At 61.4% G+C, this 15,884-nt stretch carries 14 protein-coding genes; 4 read left to right on the top strand and 10 right to left on the bottom strand.

The window, feature by feature from the left end; translation table 11 throughout:
• The first annotated feature begins 102 nt into the window (after positions 1–102).
• Entirely contained in the window at positions 103–513 is a 411-nt protein-coding gene (locus tag HBO12_RS21675; RefSeq protein WP_169956181.1) for a PaaI family thioesterase, read from the top strand.
• A 187-nt stretch (positions 514–700) separates the two neighbouring features.
• On the opposite strand, the gene HBO12_RS21670 is transcribed toward HBO12_RS21675, so the two are convergent.
• Genes HBO12_RS21670 through HBO12_RS21660 form a run of 3 tightly spaced genes read right to left on the bottom strand, consistent with a single transcriptional unit; the run spans position 701 to position 3,286 of the window.
• Positions 701–1,882, bottom strand: coding sequence for an acetyl-CoA C-acetyltransferase (locus tag HBO12_RS21670; RefSeq protein WP_170043172.1), 1,182 nt, complete (start codon positions 1,880–1,882; stop codon positions 701–703).
• 11 nt (positions 1,883–1,893) lie between these two features.
• On the bottom strand, positions 1,894–2,553 hold the full coding sequence (locus HBO12_RS21665) for a CoA transferase subunit B (RefSeq protein WP_027603173.1): 660 nt from the start codon (positions 2,551–2,553) through the stop codon (positions 1,894–1,896).
• 34 nt (positions 2,554–2,587) lie between these two features.
• On the bottom strand, positions 2,588–3,286 hold the full coding sequence (locus HBO12_RS21660) for a CoA transferase subunit A (protein WP_048729618.1): 699 nt from the start codon (positions 3,284–3,286) through the stop codon (positions 2,588–2,590).
• Between the two features lie 132 nt (positions 3,287–3,418).
• On the opposite strand from HBO12_RS21660, the gene HBO12_RS21655 reads away from it, so the two are divergent.
• Positions 3,419–4,321, top strand: a complete 903-nt coding sequence (locus HBO12_RS21655) for a LysR family transcriptional regulator (RefSeq protein ID WP_169956177.1) — start codon at positions 3,419–3,421, stop codon at positions 4,319–4,321.
• A 120-nt stretch (positions 4,322–4,441) separates the two neighbouring features.
• On the opposite strand, the gene HBO12_RS21650 is transcribed toward HBO12_RS21655, so the two are convergent.
• Complete coding sequence (locus HBO12_RS21650; protein WP_029296579.1) at positions 4,442–4,771, bottom strand: hypothetical protein; 330 nt, start codon at positions 4,769–4,771, stop codon at positions 4,442–4,444.
• A 332-nt stretch (positions 4,772–5,103) separates the two neighbouring features.
• Between HBO12_RS21650 and HBO12_RS21645 the strand changes: the two genes are divergently transcribed.
• Positions 5,104–5,265 carry a hypothetical protein gene (locus HBO12_RS21645; RefSeq protein WP_169956119.1) on the top strand — a complete coding sequence of 54 codons (162 nt, stop codon included), beginning with the start codon at positions 5,104–5,106 and terminating at the stop codon, positions 5,263–5,265.
• A 137-nt stretch (positions 5,266–5,402) separates the two neighbouring features.
• Here HBO12_RS21645 and HBO12_RS21640 read toward each other — a convergent pair whose 3' ends face one another.
• The 4 genes from HBO12_RS21640 to HBO12_RS21625 all read right to left on the bottom strand — a co-directional run bounded on the left by HBO12_RS21640 (position 5,403) and on the right by HBO12_RS21625 (position 11,513).
• Positions 5,403–5,843: a CBS domain-containing protein gene (locus HBO12_RS21640; RefSeq protein WP_169956176.1), complete on the bottom strand. Its 441-nt coding sequence runs from the start codon at positions 5,841–5,843 to the stop codon at positions 5,403–5,405.
• A gap of 124 nt (positions 5,844–5,967) precedes the next feature.
• The gene (locus HBO12_RS21635) at positions 5,968–7,917 is read right to left on the bottom strand and encodes a DNA topoisomerase III (protein WP_170043171.1); all 1,950 of its coding nucleotides are present in this window, start codon (positions 7,915–7,917) and stop codon (positions 5,968–5,970) included.
• Positions 7,918–8,146: 229 nt separating this feature from the next.
• A complete protein-coding gene (locus HBO12_RS21630; protein ID WP_170043170.1) occupies positions 8,147–9,772 on the bottom strand; it encodes an MFS transporter in 1,626 nt (541 codons plus the stop codon).
• A gap of 94 nt (positions 9,773–9,866) precedes the next feature.
• A complete protein-coding gene (locus HBO12_RS21625; RefSeq protein ID WP_169956171.1) occupies positions 9,867–11,513 on the bottom strand; it encodes a GMC family oxidoreductase in 1,647 nt (548 codons plus the stop codon).
• Positions 11,514–11,643: 130 nt separating this feature from the next.
• On the opposite strand from HBO12_RS21625, the gene HBO12_RS21620 reads away from it, so the two are divergent.
• Positions 11,644–12,531 (top strand): LysR family transcriptional regulator, encoded by an 888-nt coding sequence (locus HBO12_RS21620; protein ID WP_169956169.1) that lies wholly within the window; start codon positions 11,644–11,646, stop codon positions 12,529–12,531.
• Between the two features lie 145 nt (positions 12,532–12,676).
• On the opposite strand, the gene HBO12_RS21615 is transcribed toward HBO12_RS21620, so the two are convergent.
• Positions 12,677–14,536 (bottom strand): DUF3857 domain-containing transglutaminase family protein, encoded by a 1,860-nt coding sequence (locus tag HBO12_RS21615; RefSeq protein WP_170043169.1) that lies wholly within the window; start codon positions 14,534–14,536, stop codon positions 12,677–12,679.
• A 151-nt stretch (positions 14,537–14,687) separates the two neighbouring features.
• Entirely contained in the window at positions 14,688–15,785 is a 1,098-nt protein-coding gene (locus HBO12_RS21610) for a DNA alkylation repair protein (protein ID WP_170043168.1), read from the bottom strand.
• Positions 15,786–15,884 lie beyond the last annotated feature (99 nt).

Raw genomic sequence — 15,884 nt, 5'->3', positions numbered from 1 at the left:
AGCGGGCGCAGGCTTATCGGCCCAGATTTCCCCGGTTGATCATGCTGGCCGCATCGAGCGATGCAGGTTAAACCTCATGCCCGGTCACAAGGAAGATCCACCATGACGAACGTCCCTGAAGGTTTTGCTCCCTTAACCCGCAGCAGCCCGCTCCTGGATCTACTGGGCCCGGTGTATTGCCGTGGTGAGGGCCTACGGCTGCAATTGGGCCTGCGCGCCGACAACCGCCATGCCAATGGGCGCGGTACGGTGCACGGTGGTGTATTGGCAACCCTGGCGGATGTCGGCATGGGCTACGCCATGGCGTTTTCCAGCGACCCACCGGTGCCGTTGATTACCGCCAGCATGACCCTTGATTATCTGGGGGCGGTGCAGGTCGGCGAGTGGATCGAGGTGCAGCTGGAGCATCACAAGCGCGGGCGGCAGATGGCGTTTGCCACGGTCAGCTTGCAGGTGGGGGAGAAGGTGGTGGTGCGGGCCAATGCGGTGTTCGCCGTGCCGCAATCCAATTGACGATAGAGATCTAACGTGGGAGCTGGCTTGCCTGCGATAGCGGTGGGGCAGTCACCGGCAGCATTGACTGTTACACCGCTATCGCAGGCAAGCCAGCTCCTACATTGGACGGTGTTCGCCAATCAAAATAGGCAAAAAAAGGCCCGGCTTTTCGTGGAGCCGGGCCTTTTTCGTGTTGCTCGTTGAATCAGTCGCGCTCAAGGGCCAATGCCACGCCCTGGCCGCCGCCGATGCACAAGGTCGCGAGGCCTTTCTTGGCATCGCGCTTGAGCATTTCATGCAGCAGGGTCACCAGCACCCGACAGCCTGATGCGCCAATCGGATGGCCGATGGCAATCGCGCCGCCGTTGACGTTGACCTTGGCCGCGTCCCACTCCAGTTCCTTGCCCACTGCCAGCGCTTGCGCGGCGAAGGCTTCGTTGGCTTCGATCAGGTCCAGGTCGGCCAACTGCCAGCCGGCCTTGTCCAGGCAGCGACGGGTTGCAGACACCGGGCCAATGCCCATGATCGCCGGGTCGACGCCCGCGTTGGCGTAGCTGGCGATACGCGCCAGCACCGGCAGGCCGAGAGCCTTGGCTTTATCGGCACTCATCAGCAGCACGGCGGCGGCGCCGTCATTGAGGCTCGACGCGTTACCGGCGGTGACGCTGCCGTCTTTCTTGAAGGCGGGCTTGAGCTTGCCCAGGGACTCGGCGGTGGTACCGGCGCGGGGTTGTTCGTCCACGCTAAAGGCAATCGGGTCGCCCTTGCGCTGGGGAATCAGGATCGGCGTGATTTCATCGGCAAAGCGCCCGGCTTCAATCGCCGCGGCCGCTTTTTGCTGGGAGGCGGCGGCGAAGGCATCCTGAGCTTCACGGCTGATGCCGTACTTGTCCACCAGGTTCTCGGCGGTGATGCCCATGTGATAGTCGTTGAACGCATCCCACAGGCCGTCGGTGATCATGCTGTCGACCATCTTCGCGTGCCCCATGCGCAGGCCGGTGCGGGCAGCGGGCAGCACGTAAGGGGCCAGGCTCATGTTTTCCATGCCGCCGGCGATGATCACTTCGGCATCACCGCAACGGATGGCCTGAGCGCCCAGGTGCAAGGCCTTGAGGCCCGAGCCGCAGACCTTGTTCAAGGTCAGGCTCGGCACCGCGTGGGGCAGCCCGGCGAGGATCGACGCCTGGCGCGCCGGGTTCTGGCCGGAGCCTGCGGTCAGCACTTGGCCGAGGATCACTTCGTCCACTTGCGCAGGGTCCAGGCCGGTCTGCTCCAGCAGGCGGCGGATCACGGCGGCGCCCAGTTCCGGTGCCGGGATGCCGGCCAGGGCCCCTTGAAAGCTGCCCACGGCGGTGCGGGTGGCAGCAACAATCACGACGTCTTGCATGGAATCTGTCCTCACTGGAAGTGCATTTCTGGAACGTGGTCCGGGACGATCAGTTTACCGGCGGTCTTGCTCACAATCTCTTCCACGCTGACGCCAGGTGCGCGTTCCTTGAGGACGAAAGCGCCATTTTCGATTTCCAGGTAGGCCAAGTCCGTCAGCACGCGCTTGATACAGTTGGCTCCGGTCAGCGGCAGGCTGCACTGGCTGAGCAACTTGGACTCACCGTCCTTGGAGGCGTGAGTCATGATCACGATGATGTTTTCTGCACCGGCCACCAGGTCCATGGCGCCGCCCATGCCCTTGACCAGCTTGCCGGGGATCATCCACGAGGCGATGTTGCCGTGCACGTCCACTTCAAAGGCGCCGAGCACCGTGAGGTCAACGTGGCCACCGCGAATCATCGCGAAGGATTCGGCCGAGGAGAAGATCGACGCGCCGATACGTGCGGTGACGGTCTGCTTGCCGGCGTTGATCATGTCGGCATCGATGGTGTCTTCGGTAGGAAACGGTCCCATGCCCAGCAGGCCGTTTTCCGATTGCAGCATCACTTCCATGCCTTCGGGAATGTAGTTGGCCACCAGGGTCGGGATGCCGATGCCGAGGTTGACGTAGAAGCCGTCCTGCATTTCGCGGGCGACGCGTTGAGCCATTTGTTCGCGGGTAAGAGCCATTTTATGAGTCCTTATTGTTCGGGCTGGAGGCAGATTATTTGCGGACAGTGCGCTGTTCGATGCGCTTCTCGAAGGTGCCGCAGATAATCCGGTCGACGTAGATGCCAGGGGTGTGGATCTGCGCCGGGTCCAGCTCGCCCGGTTCGACGATTTCCTCGACTTCGACCACCGTGATCTTGCCGGCAGTGGCGGCCAGCGGGTTGAAGTTCTGGGCGGTGTGGCGGTAGATCACGTTGCCGAAATGGTCGGCTTTCCAACCTTTGACGATGGCGAAGTCGCCGGTGATGGATTCTTCCATCAGGTATGGGCGCCCGTTGAATTCACGGGTTTCCTTGCCTTCGGCGACGGGCGTGCCAACACCTGTGGCGGTAAAGAACGCTGGAATGCCGGCGCCGCCTGCGCGCATTTTTTCCGCGAGGGTGCCCTGGGGCGTGAGCACCACTTCGATTTCACCGCTGAGCAGTTGCTTCTCGAACAGGGCGTTTTCACCGACGTAGGAGGCGATGACCTTGCGGATCTGTTTTTCTTCGAGCAATACACCCAGGCCGAAGCCGTCGACGCCGCAGTTGTTGGAAACTACCGTGAGGTCGCGGGTGCCTTTGCGCTTGATTTCGGCGATGAGGTTTTCCGGGATGCCGCACAGGCCAAAGCCACCGGAGAGTACGGTCATGCCGTCTTCCAGGCCTGCCAGCGCTTCTTCATAGGACGCCACGCGTTTATCGAAACCTGCCATATGCACCTCTTTTATTGTTTGTGGTCCAGCCAGTGAACGGAGTGTTGCGCCGGGGGATTGATTTGTTAAGTTGTTTTTTAAGGTTGATTGATTTAAAAAACAGCACAATTGTCCGGCCATTGGAGCAGCGTTATGACAGTTAAACAGATGCGGGCCTTCCTTGCCGTGGCCCAGACCTTGAGTTTTGCCGCCGCCTGTGAGCGCCTGCATTTGTCCCAGTCGGCCTTGAGCCTGACTATCAAAGGCCTGGAGGAAGGCCTGGGCGGGCGGCTGTTCAGCCGTAATACGCGCAACGTCGCGCTGACCCCGGAAGGCGAATCCCTGCTGCCCCTGGCCCGGCGCTTGATTGCCGACTGGGACAATGCCGAAGATGAACTACGCCAGCGCTTCACCCTGCAGCGCGGGCGAGTGACGGTGGCGGCGATGCCGTCGTTTGCCGGCAACCTGCTGCCGCCGATCCTGAAGATCTTTCGCGCGCGGTTTCCCCAGGTCAATGTCACGGTGCACGACCTGATCAACGAACAGGTCCTGGAAATGGTCCGCGATCGCCAGGTCGAGTTGGGTGTGGCATTTGAACCCTCATCGGGATCGTCGCTGGCCTTTACCCCGCTGTACCTGGACCGCTTTGTCGCGGTAGTGCCCGGTGACTCAACGCTGGCACACATGACCGAGATCGATTGGAAAACCCTGCTGGCACAACCCTTCATTACCTTGCAGCGGCCTTCGACGGTAAGGGTGATGTTGGAAGAGCACCTGGGTGCCTTGCAGATGAAGCTGCCGGTGGCATTGGAAAGCCATCAATTGGCGACGGTGGGCAAGATGGTCGCCAGCGGCCTGGGCGTCAGCGCCGTGCCAGCATTGTGCGCGCAGCAGATGGAAGAGGCAGGTGCCCGTTGCATCACCTTGTGTGATCCCGTGATCGAGCGGCCGATTGGGGTGCTGACCAAGCCAGGACATGAGCTGTCGGCGGCGGCGCAGGCACTGTTTGATATCTTCAGGGGCGAAGCGCAGAAGGGGCGATTCCCGGGGATTTAAGTCAACACAAACAAATGTGGGAGCTGGCTTGCCAGCGATAGCTATCTAACATTCAACAACTCTGTTGATCGTTAAACGGTTATCCCAGGCAAACCAGCTCCCACAAAGGTCTAGTTATTCTTAGTAGTAGCGGTCAATCACTTTAACTTGCGAGTTGTCCTTGAACGACTCCCAGGCATTGTTAAGTGTATCGAAGACCTGCTCGATAAAGTTGCGATCGGCAGCGGCCTTTTTACCGACATAACCCTGGCCGCGGCGGTACATCTTCAGGCGCGCCGCCAGTTCACGGTTATTGCGGTCGAACTCGGCTTCTTCGGTATGGGGCGCCAGGCAGTCAATTTGCACTTCGCCCGATTTACCAATCCACAGGATATGGTCGTCGAGTGTGTCTTTCTGCGCTGCGAACATCTCAGCCAATTCATCGATAGTTGGTTGGTTGTTCAGATTCATGTGTAAGCCCCTTGACCAGTTGGCGATCTTCAGTTGATTCGTTAATCCACGTTAGTTGTCTCCGGTTGCGAAAACCGGGCGTCAGAAACGGTCTGCCAAATACGGGCAGGGTCTTGAACCTGATGCATGTAGTGTTTCTGATGAACTGCTACGCAATGGTTTCATAACGAAGACAAGCAGCATTTGAGCTTCTTGTACCGATCCTTTCGGGCCGGTCAGCTTCATCAATCTGCCTTGTGGGCAGTGCACATCCGGAAAAACAGCTCGGCGGTCAGACGAGCTTGTTCAAAACGCGTGTTACCAACGCTCCCGATCCGGGAGACGCTTGAATCATGCAAGGTCAAAATGGTTACGTCAACGGTTATGTAGTGATTATTTTTGATCACTACATATTTTTTGCAGAAGAGAGGGCGGTCTGGGAAAAGGTGACTTGGGCGTCATTTTTTGTGCCGGGGAGTCGGGGTAAGCATGGCGATGCTGGACCCTTCCAGTGATCTAATGTGGGAGCGGGCTTGCTCGCGATAGCGGTGGATCAGTCAGTAATTTTTTTGACTGATCCACCGCTATCGCGAGCAAGCCCGCTCCCACATAAGCCTGTGTTCACATTGGCTTCGAGGTGTTTTGGTAAATGCTATTCGCCGCGGATGTACTGTTCCAATTGCTGGATAAGGGCAGCCTGTTCAGCGATGGCTTCCTTGACCAGGTCGCCAATGGACAGCAGGCCCAGCAGTTCTCCGCCTTCCACCACGGGCAGGTGGCGCAGGTGGCCGTCAGTCATGATACCCATGCAGTCTTCGACGCTTTTGTGGGTGTCCACGGTGATTGCCGGTGAACTCATCACCTGGTGGACCTGTGTGCTCGTCGAGGACAGTCCATGGAGAATCAGTTTACGCGCGTAGTCGCGCTCACTGATGATGCCAACGACCTTGTCGTCCTTGACCACCGGCAAAGCGCCGACGTTCTTCGCTGCCATCACCACCAGCGCCTCAAACACGGTGTGGTTCCACTGGATGGTATGGACTTCCTGATTCTTCTGGTCCTTGGACTTGAGCAACTGTGCGACGGTCTTCATGGTGGCCACCCCGGTTTTGTTATTAGGCAGTTCCTACAGAATCCTAGACCGCTGGCGCCAGGGCAAGACCTAAAGCGGCGTATATCCGCTTGAAAAGCGTCATTACCCGACTTTTTTCGGTATTTCAGCCCTTGTTTGCCGGTTTTGCCGCCCGTTTCGGGCTGGCGCCGGCCTTGCGTTTGGCCGGCTTGCGTTTGTTTTTCCAGGGGGTGGCGCCACGGCCTGCCGGGCTGGCCGGGCCGCTGATGGTCATTTGCATACCATTGCAGCGGGCCACTTGCTTGCTCATCCAGGCCGCCTGCTTGGCGACAAACTCTTCCAGGCTCATCTCACCGCTTTGCACCATGTCCAGGGCCTGCTCCCAGATGGCGGTGGTGCCGGGATCGGCAATCGCCCTGGGTACCGCGTCGATAAGGCTGAAGGCCGCCGGTGTGGCAGACAGTGCCTTGCCGTTTTTCACCAGGTAACCACGGTCCAGCAGGCCCTGGATGATTCCGGCCCGCGTCGCCTCGGTGCCGATGCCGGTGGTGTCCTTGAGCTTTTGCTTGAGCAACGGGTCCTCCACCAGTTTGGCGACGTTCTTCATCGCCTTGATCAGGTCGCCTTCGGTGAAAGGCTTGGGCGGTTGGGTCCACAGGTCCTTGAGGTTGACCTTCGCCACTGCATAATCCTGGCCCTGCACCAACGCTGGCAAAGGCTGTGGCGCCGGCGCCTCGCGGCCCTTGCTGGACGCCAGGGCTTCGGGCAAGGCGCGCTTCCAGCCCGGCTCCACCACCACTTTGCCTACCGCGCGCAGGGCTTCACCGGCACAGTCGAAATCCGCCTGGGTGCGGTCGTACTCGTGGTTGGGCAGGAACTGCGCCAGGTAACGGGCGCGGACCAGGGTGTAGACGGCGCGGTGCTTGCCGGTCAGTTGCGCGAGGTCCTTGCCGGCACCGGTGGGGATGATGCCGTGGTGGGCGCTGACCTTGGCGTCGTTCCAGGCACGGGAGCGGCGTTGCGCATCGAGGTGTGGCATCAGCGCATTTACCGCCGGGTCGGCGCGGCCCAGTGCCGCGAGAATAGTCGCCGCGTCGCCATGCTGGCTCACGGGCAGGTAGCCGCAGTCGCTGCGTGGGTAGGTGATGACCTTGTGGGTTTCGTAGAGGGACTGGGCGATATCCAGGGTTTCCTGGGCGCCGAGGCCGAGCTTCTTCGAGCAGATCTCCTGCAGCGTGCCCAGGTCAAAGGGCAGCGGTGCCACTTCGCGCATGCGTTCGGTGCGCAGCTTCACCAGGCGCGCGCTGGCTGCGTTGCTCATCGCCGTTGCCGCCTGCTGTGCCCGCTCCGGATTGAGGCAGCGGCCCTGATCGTCACAGAGATCGTCGGCGGCGCGCCATTGCGCGATAAAGCGCATCTGCTGGTCCAGCAGTTCGACGTCGATTGCCCAGTAAGCCACCGGGACGAAGTCGGCAATGCTGCGGTCGCGGTCCACCACCAGGCGCAGGGTCGGGGTTTGCACCCGGCCCACTGGCAATACGCCCTGATAGCCGGACTGGCGGCCGAGCAGGGTAAACAGGCGACTCATGTTCATGCCGATCAGCCAGTCGGCACGGGAGCGGCCCAGGGCCGAATGGTAGAGGCTGAAGGTGTCTGCGCCAGGCTTCAACGAGGCCAGGGCCTTGCGGATCGAGGCATCATCCAGAGCCGACAGCCACAGGCGCTGGATCGGCCCGCGATAGCGGCAATGCTCCACCAGCTCCCGGGCGATCATCTCGCCCTCGCGGTCGGCATCGGTGGCAATCACCAATTCCCGGGCTTCCCCGAGCAGGCGCTTGACCGCCTTGTACTGGTTGGCGGTCTTGGGCTTGACCGTCATCTTCCATTTTTCCGGGACGATGGGCAGGTCGGCCAGCACCCAGCGCTTGTACTTGGCGTCGTAGGCATCGGGCGGGGCGGTTTCCAGAAGGTGGCCGATGCACCAGGTGACGGTGACGTCGGTTCCCAGCCAGCAACCGTCGCCCCGGCGCCGGGCGCCGAGCACGGCCGCGATATCCTTGGCCTGGGAGGGTTTTTCACAGAGGAACAGCCGCATGCTCAGCCCATTCGTTACATAGTTGAATGGAGAGCAGGATGGGCAAAAGAAGGGAATTGAGCAACCTTTATCTGTATGGATATACAGCAATTTGTGTGGGCGCCGGCAAACCAATGTGGGAGCGGGCTTGCCCGCGATGACGGTGTGCCAGTCACTGCATTCATTGACTGACCTACCGCCATCGCGAGCAAGCCCGCTCCCACAAGGGATCTACAGGCTTTGCGGGATATTAGTTTTTATCCAGATCCACATTCTTGGTTTCCTTCAGGCACAGCAGCCCGACGATCAGGCTCACCCCGGTAATCACCACCGGGTACCACAGCCCGTAGAAAATATCGCCGGTGTACACCACCAGGGCAAACGACACGGTTGGCAGGAACCCGCCAAACCAGCCGTTACCGATGTGGTAGGGCAGCGACATGGACGTGTAGCGGATGCGCGTCGGGAACAGTTCCACCATCAGCGCGGCCAGCGGGCCGTAGCACATCGCGGCGATCAGGATCAGGGCGACGATCAGCACCACCACCATGGTTTTGTTGACCTGGGCCACGTCCGCCGATTTCGGGTAGCCAGCCAGGGTCACGGCGCCGCGCAGGGCGTCTTCGTCGTAGCCGTCGATGCGCACATCGCCGATGCTCACTTGCACGGCGCTGCCGGCAGGTGCGGCTTCGCTGCTGTAGGGCAGGCCCTGTTTGACCAGGAAGGTCTTGACCTTGTCGCATGGGCTGTCAAAGCGCGCCTTGCCCACCGGGTCGAACTGGAAGGTGCAGGTGGCCGGGTCCGCCAGTACGGTGATCGGGGCCTGGCGGCTGGCCTGGTCCATGGCCGGGTTGGTGTAGTGGGCCAGGCCCTTGAAGATCGGGAAGTACAGGGCGGTGGCCAGCAGCAGGCCGACCATCAGTACTGGCTTGCGCCCCCATTTGTCCGAGAGCCAGCCGAAGAAAATAAAGAACGGCGCGCCAATCACCACGCTGATGATCAGCAGCATATTGGCCAGGGCCGGGTCCATCTTCAGGAACTGGGTCAGGAAGAACAGCACGTAGAACTGCGCGGCGTAGAAGGTCACGGCCTGGCCGGCGTTGATGCTGAACAGTGCAATCAACACCACCTTGAGGTTTTCCCAGTTGCCGAATGACTCGCGGATCGGCGCCTTGCTGGCCTTGCCTTCCTCTTTCATTTTCAGGAACGCGGGCGATTCGTGCAGGCTCATGCGGATCCAGGTGGAAATCCCCAGCAGCACGATGGACAGCAGGAACGGCAGGCGCCAGCCCCAGACTTCAAACTGATCGCCAGTGAAGTAACGACAGGCCAGCACCACCAGCAACGACAGCAGCAGGCCGAGGGTGGCGGTGGATTGAATCCAACTGGTGTGGAAGCCGCGTTTGCCGGCCGGGGCGTGCTCGGCGACATAGGTCGCGGCGCCACCGTATTCACCGCCCAGGGCCAGGCCCTGGAGCATGCGCAGCACCACGAGGATGATCGGCGCAGCGATGCCGATGCTGGCGTAGGTGGGCAACAGGCCTACGCAGAAAGTCGCCACGCCCATCAGGATGATGGTGGCGAGGAAGGTGTACTTGCGTCCGATCATGTCCCCCAAGCGGCCGAATACCAGCGCGCCGAACGGCCGCACCACAAAACCGGCGGCAAAGGCCATCAAGGCGAAGATAAAGGCCGTGGTGTCGTTGACCCCGGCAAAAAATTGCTTACTGATCACCGCCGCGAGGGCGCCATAGAGGAAAAAGTCATACCACTCGAACACCGTCCCCAGGGACGAGGCGAAGATGACCTTTTGCGACTCCTTGCTGGAGACAGTGGCGCCAGGAGTGGCGTCCAGGGGTTGAGCACGTTCTGACATGGGGTAGCCCTCACAGTGATTATTTATTGTTGTTCCACTGTCGGCGCCAACTTCAGCGCCGCTCTTGCCCTGTAGGCTTGCCGGCTTCTACAGGTCATGCCGGTGTTGTCTGTTCTCTTTCGGGGGTGAGGTTCCTTGTTGGCGGGGACAGGATCAGTTGCGCGGCTTTTTCCGCGATCATCAACGTGGGTGAGCAGGTGTTGCCGGAGGTGATACGCGGCATGATCGAGGCATCGGCGATGCGCAGGCCCGGCACGCCGTGCACGCGCAATTGGGCATCGACCACCGCGTCCTTATCCTGGCCCATGCGGCAGGTGCCGACCGGGTGAAAAATCGTGGTGCCGATCCGCGCGGCGGCTTCCTGCAATTGTTCGTCGCTCTGCAACGCCTCACCGGGCAGGTATTCCACCGGGTTGAAGGGGCGCAGGGCCTGGGCGCCGACAATGCGCCGGGTCAGGCGGATAGCTGCGGCGGCCACGCGCAAGTCTTCGGCATGGCTCAGGTAGTTGGGCTGGATCAGGGGCGGCGCCGCCGGATCGGCCGAGCGGATATCAATGCGTCCGCGACTCTGTGGGCGCAAGTCGCAGACCGACGCGGTAAACGCCGGGAACGCGTGCAGCGGTTCGCCAAAGCGCTCCAGCGACAGCGGCTGCACGTGGTATTCGAGGTTGGCCGAAGTCTGTTCCGGCCCCGAGCGGGCGAAGGCGCCGAGTTGGCTGGGGGCCATGGACAGCGGGCCGCTGCGGTCATACAGGTATTGCAGGCCCATGCCCATCTTGCCCCACACGGAGCCGGCGATCTGGTTCAGGGTGCGGGCGTTTTCCAGCTTGTAGATCAGCCGCAGTTGCAGGTGATCTTGCAGGTTGCCGCCGACCCCTGGCAGTTCGTGCCGTACCTCGATGCCCAAGGGCTTGAGGATGCTCGAAGGGCCGATCCCGGAGCGCTGCAGGATGCCGGGCGAACCCACGGCACCGGCGCAAAGGATGATTTCCTTGCGCGCTTGCCACGTCACCGCTTGCCCTTGCTGGCGGCCCACCACCGCACTGGCGCGGCCGTTTTCCAGGAGTACGCGGTCGACTTCCACGCCAGTGAGCACCGTGAGGTTGGCGCGCTGGCGGATGGGCTTGAGAAACGCCTTGGCCGCATTCCAGCGTACGCCGCCTTTCTGGTTGACCTGGAAGTAGCCACACCCCTCGTTATCGCCCTGGTTGAAGTCGTCGATGCTGGCGATGCCGCTCTGCTTGGCGGCTTCGCGGAAGGCGTCGAGGATCGGCCAGTGCAGGCGCTGTTGTTCCACGCGCCATTCGCCGCTGTCGCCATGCAGCGGCGAGGCACCGGCAAAATGGTTTTCGCTTTGTTTGAACAGCGGCAATACATCGTCCCAAGCCCAGCCGGGATTGCCTTCGGCGGCCCAACCGTCGTAGTCATTGGCCTGGCCGCGCATGTAGATCATGCCGTTGATCGACGAGCAACCGCCCAACACCTTGCCCCGCGGATAGCTCAGCGCACGGCCTTGCAGGCCAGGCTGGGCTTCGGTCTTGAAGCACCAGTCGGTGCGCGGGTTGCCGATGCAGAACAGGTAGCCGACGGGGATATGGATCCAGGGATAGTTGTCGCGCCCGCCCGCTTCAAGCAGCAACACGCGATGGGCAGGGTTGGCGGACAGTCGGTTGGCCAGCAGGCAGCCCGCAGGGCCGGCGCCTACCACCACGTAATCGTATTGCGCAGGTGCAATAGTCATCTGGGGTCTCGCTTGTTTTTCTTATTGGCTCCATCCTAGTTGTTAGTTTTCGTCTTAAAAATGTTAGTTTTTACCCAGCTGCTGTGCGTTTTTAAACAGCGCTGCGCTCATGGCCGAGAGGGGGGGTGACATGTTCGACTGGAATGACCTGCGGTATTTTCTTGAGTTGCAGCGCAGCGGGCGCCTGCTCACCGCCGCCCAGCGCCTGAAAACCACGCATGCGACCGTGGCGCGGCACATCGAGGCCATCGAGAAAAGCCTCGGCACCGCGCTGTTTGTGCAGCACGCCCAGGGTTATGAACTGACGCCGTCGGGCGAAGCGCTGCTCAAGCATGCCGAAGCCATGGAGAACGTGGCGCTGCTGGCCGAAGAAGAACTGACCCATTCCGCCGCGCCCCTGGGCAAGATTCGCCTGGGGGTGGCCGAAGGCTTGGGCGTGATGTTTCTCGCCAGCCGCATGGGTGGCCTGTTCGAGCGTTATCCTGGGCTGGAAGTGGAACTGGTGGCGGTGCCGCGGTTCGTCAGCATCCTCAACCGCGAGGCCGAGATCAGCATCCACCTGGAGCGGCCCAGCGTCGATCAACTGGTCACGCGCAAACTCACCGACTACCGCCTGGCCCTCTACGCCAGCCGCAGCTACCTGGCGCGCACGCCAGCCATCGAGAAACGCGAAGACCTGGCCGCCCATGCCTGGATCGATTATGTCGACGACCTGTTGTTCAGCCAGGAATTGAAATTCCTCAGCAGCTTTTGCCGCAACCCCAGGGTGGTATTCCACAGCACCAGCGTGATCGCCCAGCACCAGGCGGCGCGCTCAGGGCTGGGGATTGCGGTGTTGCCATGCTTTATGGCCGCCGGCGACCCGGACTTGGTGCCGCTGTTGCCGGAGGAGGGCATCCAGCGCAGCTACTGGATCAGCTCCCGGCGCGAACTGCACAAGTCGGTGCGGTTGCGGGTGTTGTGGGATTACGTGGTGGAGTTGTGCGCCAAGGAGCAGGGGCTGCTGTTGGGCGAGTAGCGAAGGGCAAGGGGGCTTTACAGAGATCAAATGTGGGAGCTGTCGAGCCCCTGCGAGGCTGCGATGGCGGCAGGTCAGTCAACATCAATGCTGGCAGTACCGCCGTCATCGCAGCCTCGCAGGGCGAGACAGCTCCCACACAGGCTTAGAGTTTTACCGTCTGGTGCACCTGTTCACCACACGCACGGGCATCGTTGATCATCTTTTCAAACGGCGCACTGACGATTTCATCATGGCTCAACCAGCGCACTTTCTGGGTCAGCCGGTAGTGGTAGCGCAAGCCATCCTTGAGCGGTTCGCCATCGAGTTCCAGGTCATACCAGGGCGAGCTGATCTTGCAGCCCTGAACCGGCTTGTCCATCTTCCCGCCGGTCAAGGTAAAGGTGTAGTCGACGGTGTCCGGATTGCCCAGGTACAGGTCGCCCCGTTGCCCGTTGCGGCGGTAGTTGAGCAGGCCGTCCCACTTCTCCTTGAGCGACTGGTCAGTGTAGACGTAGCCTTCGTCGAGTTTTTCCAGGGCGCGCAGGTCGGTCATGCTGGCCTTGACCGTGTAGCTATCGGGCTGCACGAACCCGGTGGGTTGGCGGGTGACCTGGCAATCGCTGATCTCGCGGCCAAAGTTGTCGCAGATATTCTGGTCGGTGGCGGTGGCGCCCTGTTCGCGGTCAGCCATGCTCAATTGCATCAGCGTCAGGCGGCTGAAGGTGACGCTGGCGCGGGTCGTGCCGTTGCCCTGCTTGTCGTAATGCACCTGCTTGTCCAGGCGGATGCTGGTGTCAGGGCGCGCCAGGGGGATGTGTTCCTCGCGTACCTGGCCCTGTGCATCGTTGACCAGCACCCAGCGATCCTGGATGTCGGGCATGGTCTGGCCCGGGGCGAACACCGGGTTGGTCGGGTCCAGCCACCACACCTGGCCGGCCACTTCGGCGCGCACGATCGCATGGTTGGGCGCGCCAGTGCCCGGCACCAGCAGTGAATCCACCACATCCCCACGGCTGACCCAGGCGGTCTCGGCCTTGATCCCGCTGGCCTTGAGCATGGCGGTCAGGAGAATCGCCAGGTCCTTGCAGTCGCCGTAACCGTGCTGTTCGATCTCTGCCAGGTTAAACGGCACATAGCCGCGATCCGTGGCGCGCCAGTCACCCAGGTAGCGGTAGTGATCGTTGATGTGCTGCATCAGCCCGGCCACTTGTTGGGCCGGGGCCAGGCCCTTCACCGCCGCCACGGCAGCGGCACTTGCGGCCGGCAGGTTGGCCGCGAGGATCTGGTTGTAGCGCTGGGCAAAGCCGCCAAAGTGCTTTTGTACGTCGAGGCTGCTGCCCACTTCGATCCGGGGGATCACCCGCATATAGGCGTGGCCCGATTCGTTGATGTAGTTGAGATAGCTCGGCGCTTTTTGCTCGATGTCCAGGGTCTTGCGATTGACCGACGGGGTGATGGTGAAGCCATCCATCGACTCGGCGCGCCACTCGATGGGCCGTTCGGCGGTGAAGCGCGCCTTGAGCCGATCGCGGCGGGCGTTGCTGGGGCCAAACTGCAGGGCGTAGTGGAATTCGGTCATCAGCGGCTTGGCCGGGTGATGTTCGCGCACGGTGTAGCGGATCTGTGTGCCGACCCGCAGGTTGGGGAAGGCCAGGGACGTTTGCTTGAGGCGGGAAAACCCCTGGTCAGGGTTGGGCGCGGTGCGCGTATCGATCTGCGCCTCGTCCAGCGCCTGGGGCTTGCCGCCGGGCTGGGTGGACTCGGCGTGCAGCACTTCAAAACCATCGCCTTCGGCGTAGTTGAAGTCGATTCGCGACAATATCTCCCGGCCACTGGGCTGGAGAATGGTGTAGTGATAGGTGGTGGTGCAATCGGTGCTGGCGTCACGGTTGAAGTGGCAGTGCAGCTCGGATTCGTTGGCAAGTGCAGCTTCGGCCATGGGTTGCAACGCGGCATGGGCGGTGTGCGAAACAAGCCCCAGACTGGCGCATATCAAAGGGCGGTAAAACGAGAAACGGTGCATGGGCGCCTCAGGTGGAACGTTGACACAGATACCCTGGCGGGTACCGAGAAGGCAGCAGATGATAATGGATCGCAACACCAAAGGCTAGCATTGTAGGACAATAAATATCGCCGAAAGGCCCGAGATAGAGCCTTCGGATGAGTAGGAAGGGTCAGTCGATCAGCTCAAAGCCGGTGCTGCCCAAGCGTTCGCCGTTCACCAGTACATGCACGGTGTGCTGGCCGGGGTAGTGCTTGCGCGTAGTCATGTCGCGGATGTGTTGGCCACGCAGCACGGTATGCCGTTCACCCGCGCCGAGGGTAAACGCCTTGAGCTTGAACACTTTGGCGGCGCTATGGCCGGCGCTTTTTACGTAGTCGATGGCGTAGTCCACCACCAGTTTTTGTGGGGCACTGGCCAGGGATTCGAGGGTGAACGACAGATTGATCCGCTCACCCAGGCGAATCACCGCCGGCTCGACCTTGAACTGGTGGATCTTCACCTCGGCCCGCGCGCCTGCGCCGATGATCGTCAGCGCGCGGGTGTTGCCTTGCTTGATCAGGCTGCGCAGGGCGTGGCGGGCGATCCAGGCGGTGTGGGGGTTGTCCAGGGACCAGCTCTCGATCACCTGCAGCACCCAGTCGGGATGATCCTTAGTGATGTCGTTGAGGTGGTTGGCCACGGATTTGCGCACATACAGGCTGCTGTCGGCCTTGAGGTTCTCCAGGATCGATGCGCACAGGCGCGGGTCGGCCTGCACCTGGGCCAGGCGAAACGACCACGGCAACCTCGGCCGCGAGCCCTCGCTGGCGAGGCGGCGTACGTGTTCATTGTCATCCAGCGACCACTGCTGCATCACCGCCAGAGTGCGCTCGAAGTCCTTGAGCAGAAAAGCCCGCACGGCAAATTCGGCAGAGCCAAAGGTGGTGAAGTACTTGAGTGCCGCCATCGAGCGCTGGAAGTCATCCAGGCCATAGCTGGCCACATAGTGCCCGAGGAACAGGCTGACAAAACCGCTGTTCAGGCGCGGGGCCAGGGCATACAAATGTTCGAGGGTTTGTGGGTAGTCCAGTGGCATCACCGCGTGCAGGCTTTCACTGACGCGGGCCATGCGCTGCATCACCGACAACCCGTCCAGGTCGCGTGTGGCGTGCTTGAGAAACCCCTTGGCATCGAATGACGGGTACACCGCGCTCATCTCATCGGCGATGTGCTGCAGGCGTTCGAGGTTGAAGATTTCCTTGAGGGCAGGGGTGCTTTGCTTGGTCATGGGGAGTCCGCAGGAGAGGGCGTTCGTCGGGCTTTTTCAAGGTAACACCTTGCTCAAGGCCGCGAAGCTCAAAATGTGGGAGCAGGCAAGCTGTTCCCA

The organism is Pseudomonas sp. WS 5059, from assembly GCF_012985525.1.
Classification (GTDB): Bacteria; Pseudomonadota; Gammaproteobacteria; order Pseudomonadales; family Pseudomonadaceae; genus Aquipseudomonas.
Note: the sequence above shows the minus strand (reverse complement) of the source record. Positions and strands in the feature narration are given on the sequence as shown.

Excerpts from the sequence above, each read along its gene's own strand:
- HBO12_RS21630 (WP_170043170.1), bottom strand. The coding sequence starts at position 9,772 with ATGTCAGAACGTGCTCAACCCCTGGACGCCACTCCTGGCGCCACTGTC.
- HBO12_RS21655 (WP_169956177.1), top strand. The coding sequence starts at position 3,419 with ATGACAGTTAAACAGATGCGGGCCTTCCTTGCCGTGGCCCAGACCTTG.
- HBO12_RS21635 (WP_170043171.1), bottom strand. The coding sequence starts at position 7,917 with ATGCGGCTGTTCCTCTGTGAAAAACCCTCCCAGGCCAAGGATATCGCG.
- HBO12_RS21610 (WP_170043168.1), bottom strand. The coding sequence starts at position 15,785 with ATGACCAAGCAAAGCACCCCTGCCCTCAAGGAAATCTTCAACCTCGAA.
- HBO12_RS21675 (WP_169956181.1), top strand. The coding sequence starts at position 103 with ATGACGAACGTCCCTGAAGGTTTTGCTCCCTTAACCCGCAGCAGCCCG.
- HBO12_RS21620 (WP_169956169.1), top strand. The coding sequence starts at position 11,644 with ATGTTCGACTGGAATGACCTGCGGTATTTTCTTGAGTTGCAGCGCAGC.
- HBO12_RS21625 (WP_169956171.1), bottom strand. The coding sequence starts at position 11,513 with ATGACTATTGCACCTGCGCAATACGATTACGTGGTGGTAGGCGCCGGC.
- HBO12_RS21645 (WP_169956119.1), top strand. The coding sequence starts at position 5,104 with ATGCAAGGTCAAAATGGTTACGTCAACGGTTATGTAGTGATTATTTTT.
- HBO12_RS21640 (WP_169956176.1), bottom strand. The coding sequence starts at position 5,843 with ATGAAGACCGTCGCACAGTTGCTCAAGTCCAAGGACCAGAAGAATCAG.
- HBO12_RS21615 (WP_170043169.1), bottom strand. The coding sequence starts at position 14,536 with ATGCACCGTTTCTCGTTTTACCGCCCTTTGATATGCGCCAGTCTGGGG.
- HBO12_RS21660 (WP_048729618.1), bottom strand. The coding sequence starts at position 3,286 with ATGGCAGGTTTCGATAAACGCGTGGCGTCCTATGAAGAAGCGCTGGCA.
- HBO12_RS21670 (WP_170043172.1), bottom strand. The coding sequence starts at position 1,882 with ATGCAAGACGTCGTGATTGTTGCTGCCACCCGCACCGCCGTGGGCAGC.
- HBO12_RS21650 (WP_029296579.1), bottom strand. The coding sequence starts at position 4,771 with ATGAATCTGAACAACCAACCAACTATCGATGAATTGGCTGAGATGTTC.
- HBO12_RS21665 (WP_027603173.1), bottom strand. The coding sequence starts at position 2,553 with ATGGCTCTTACCCGCGAACAAATGGCTCAACGCGTCGCCCGCGAAATG.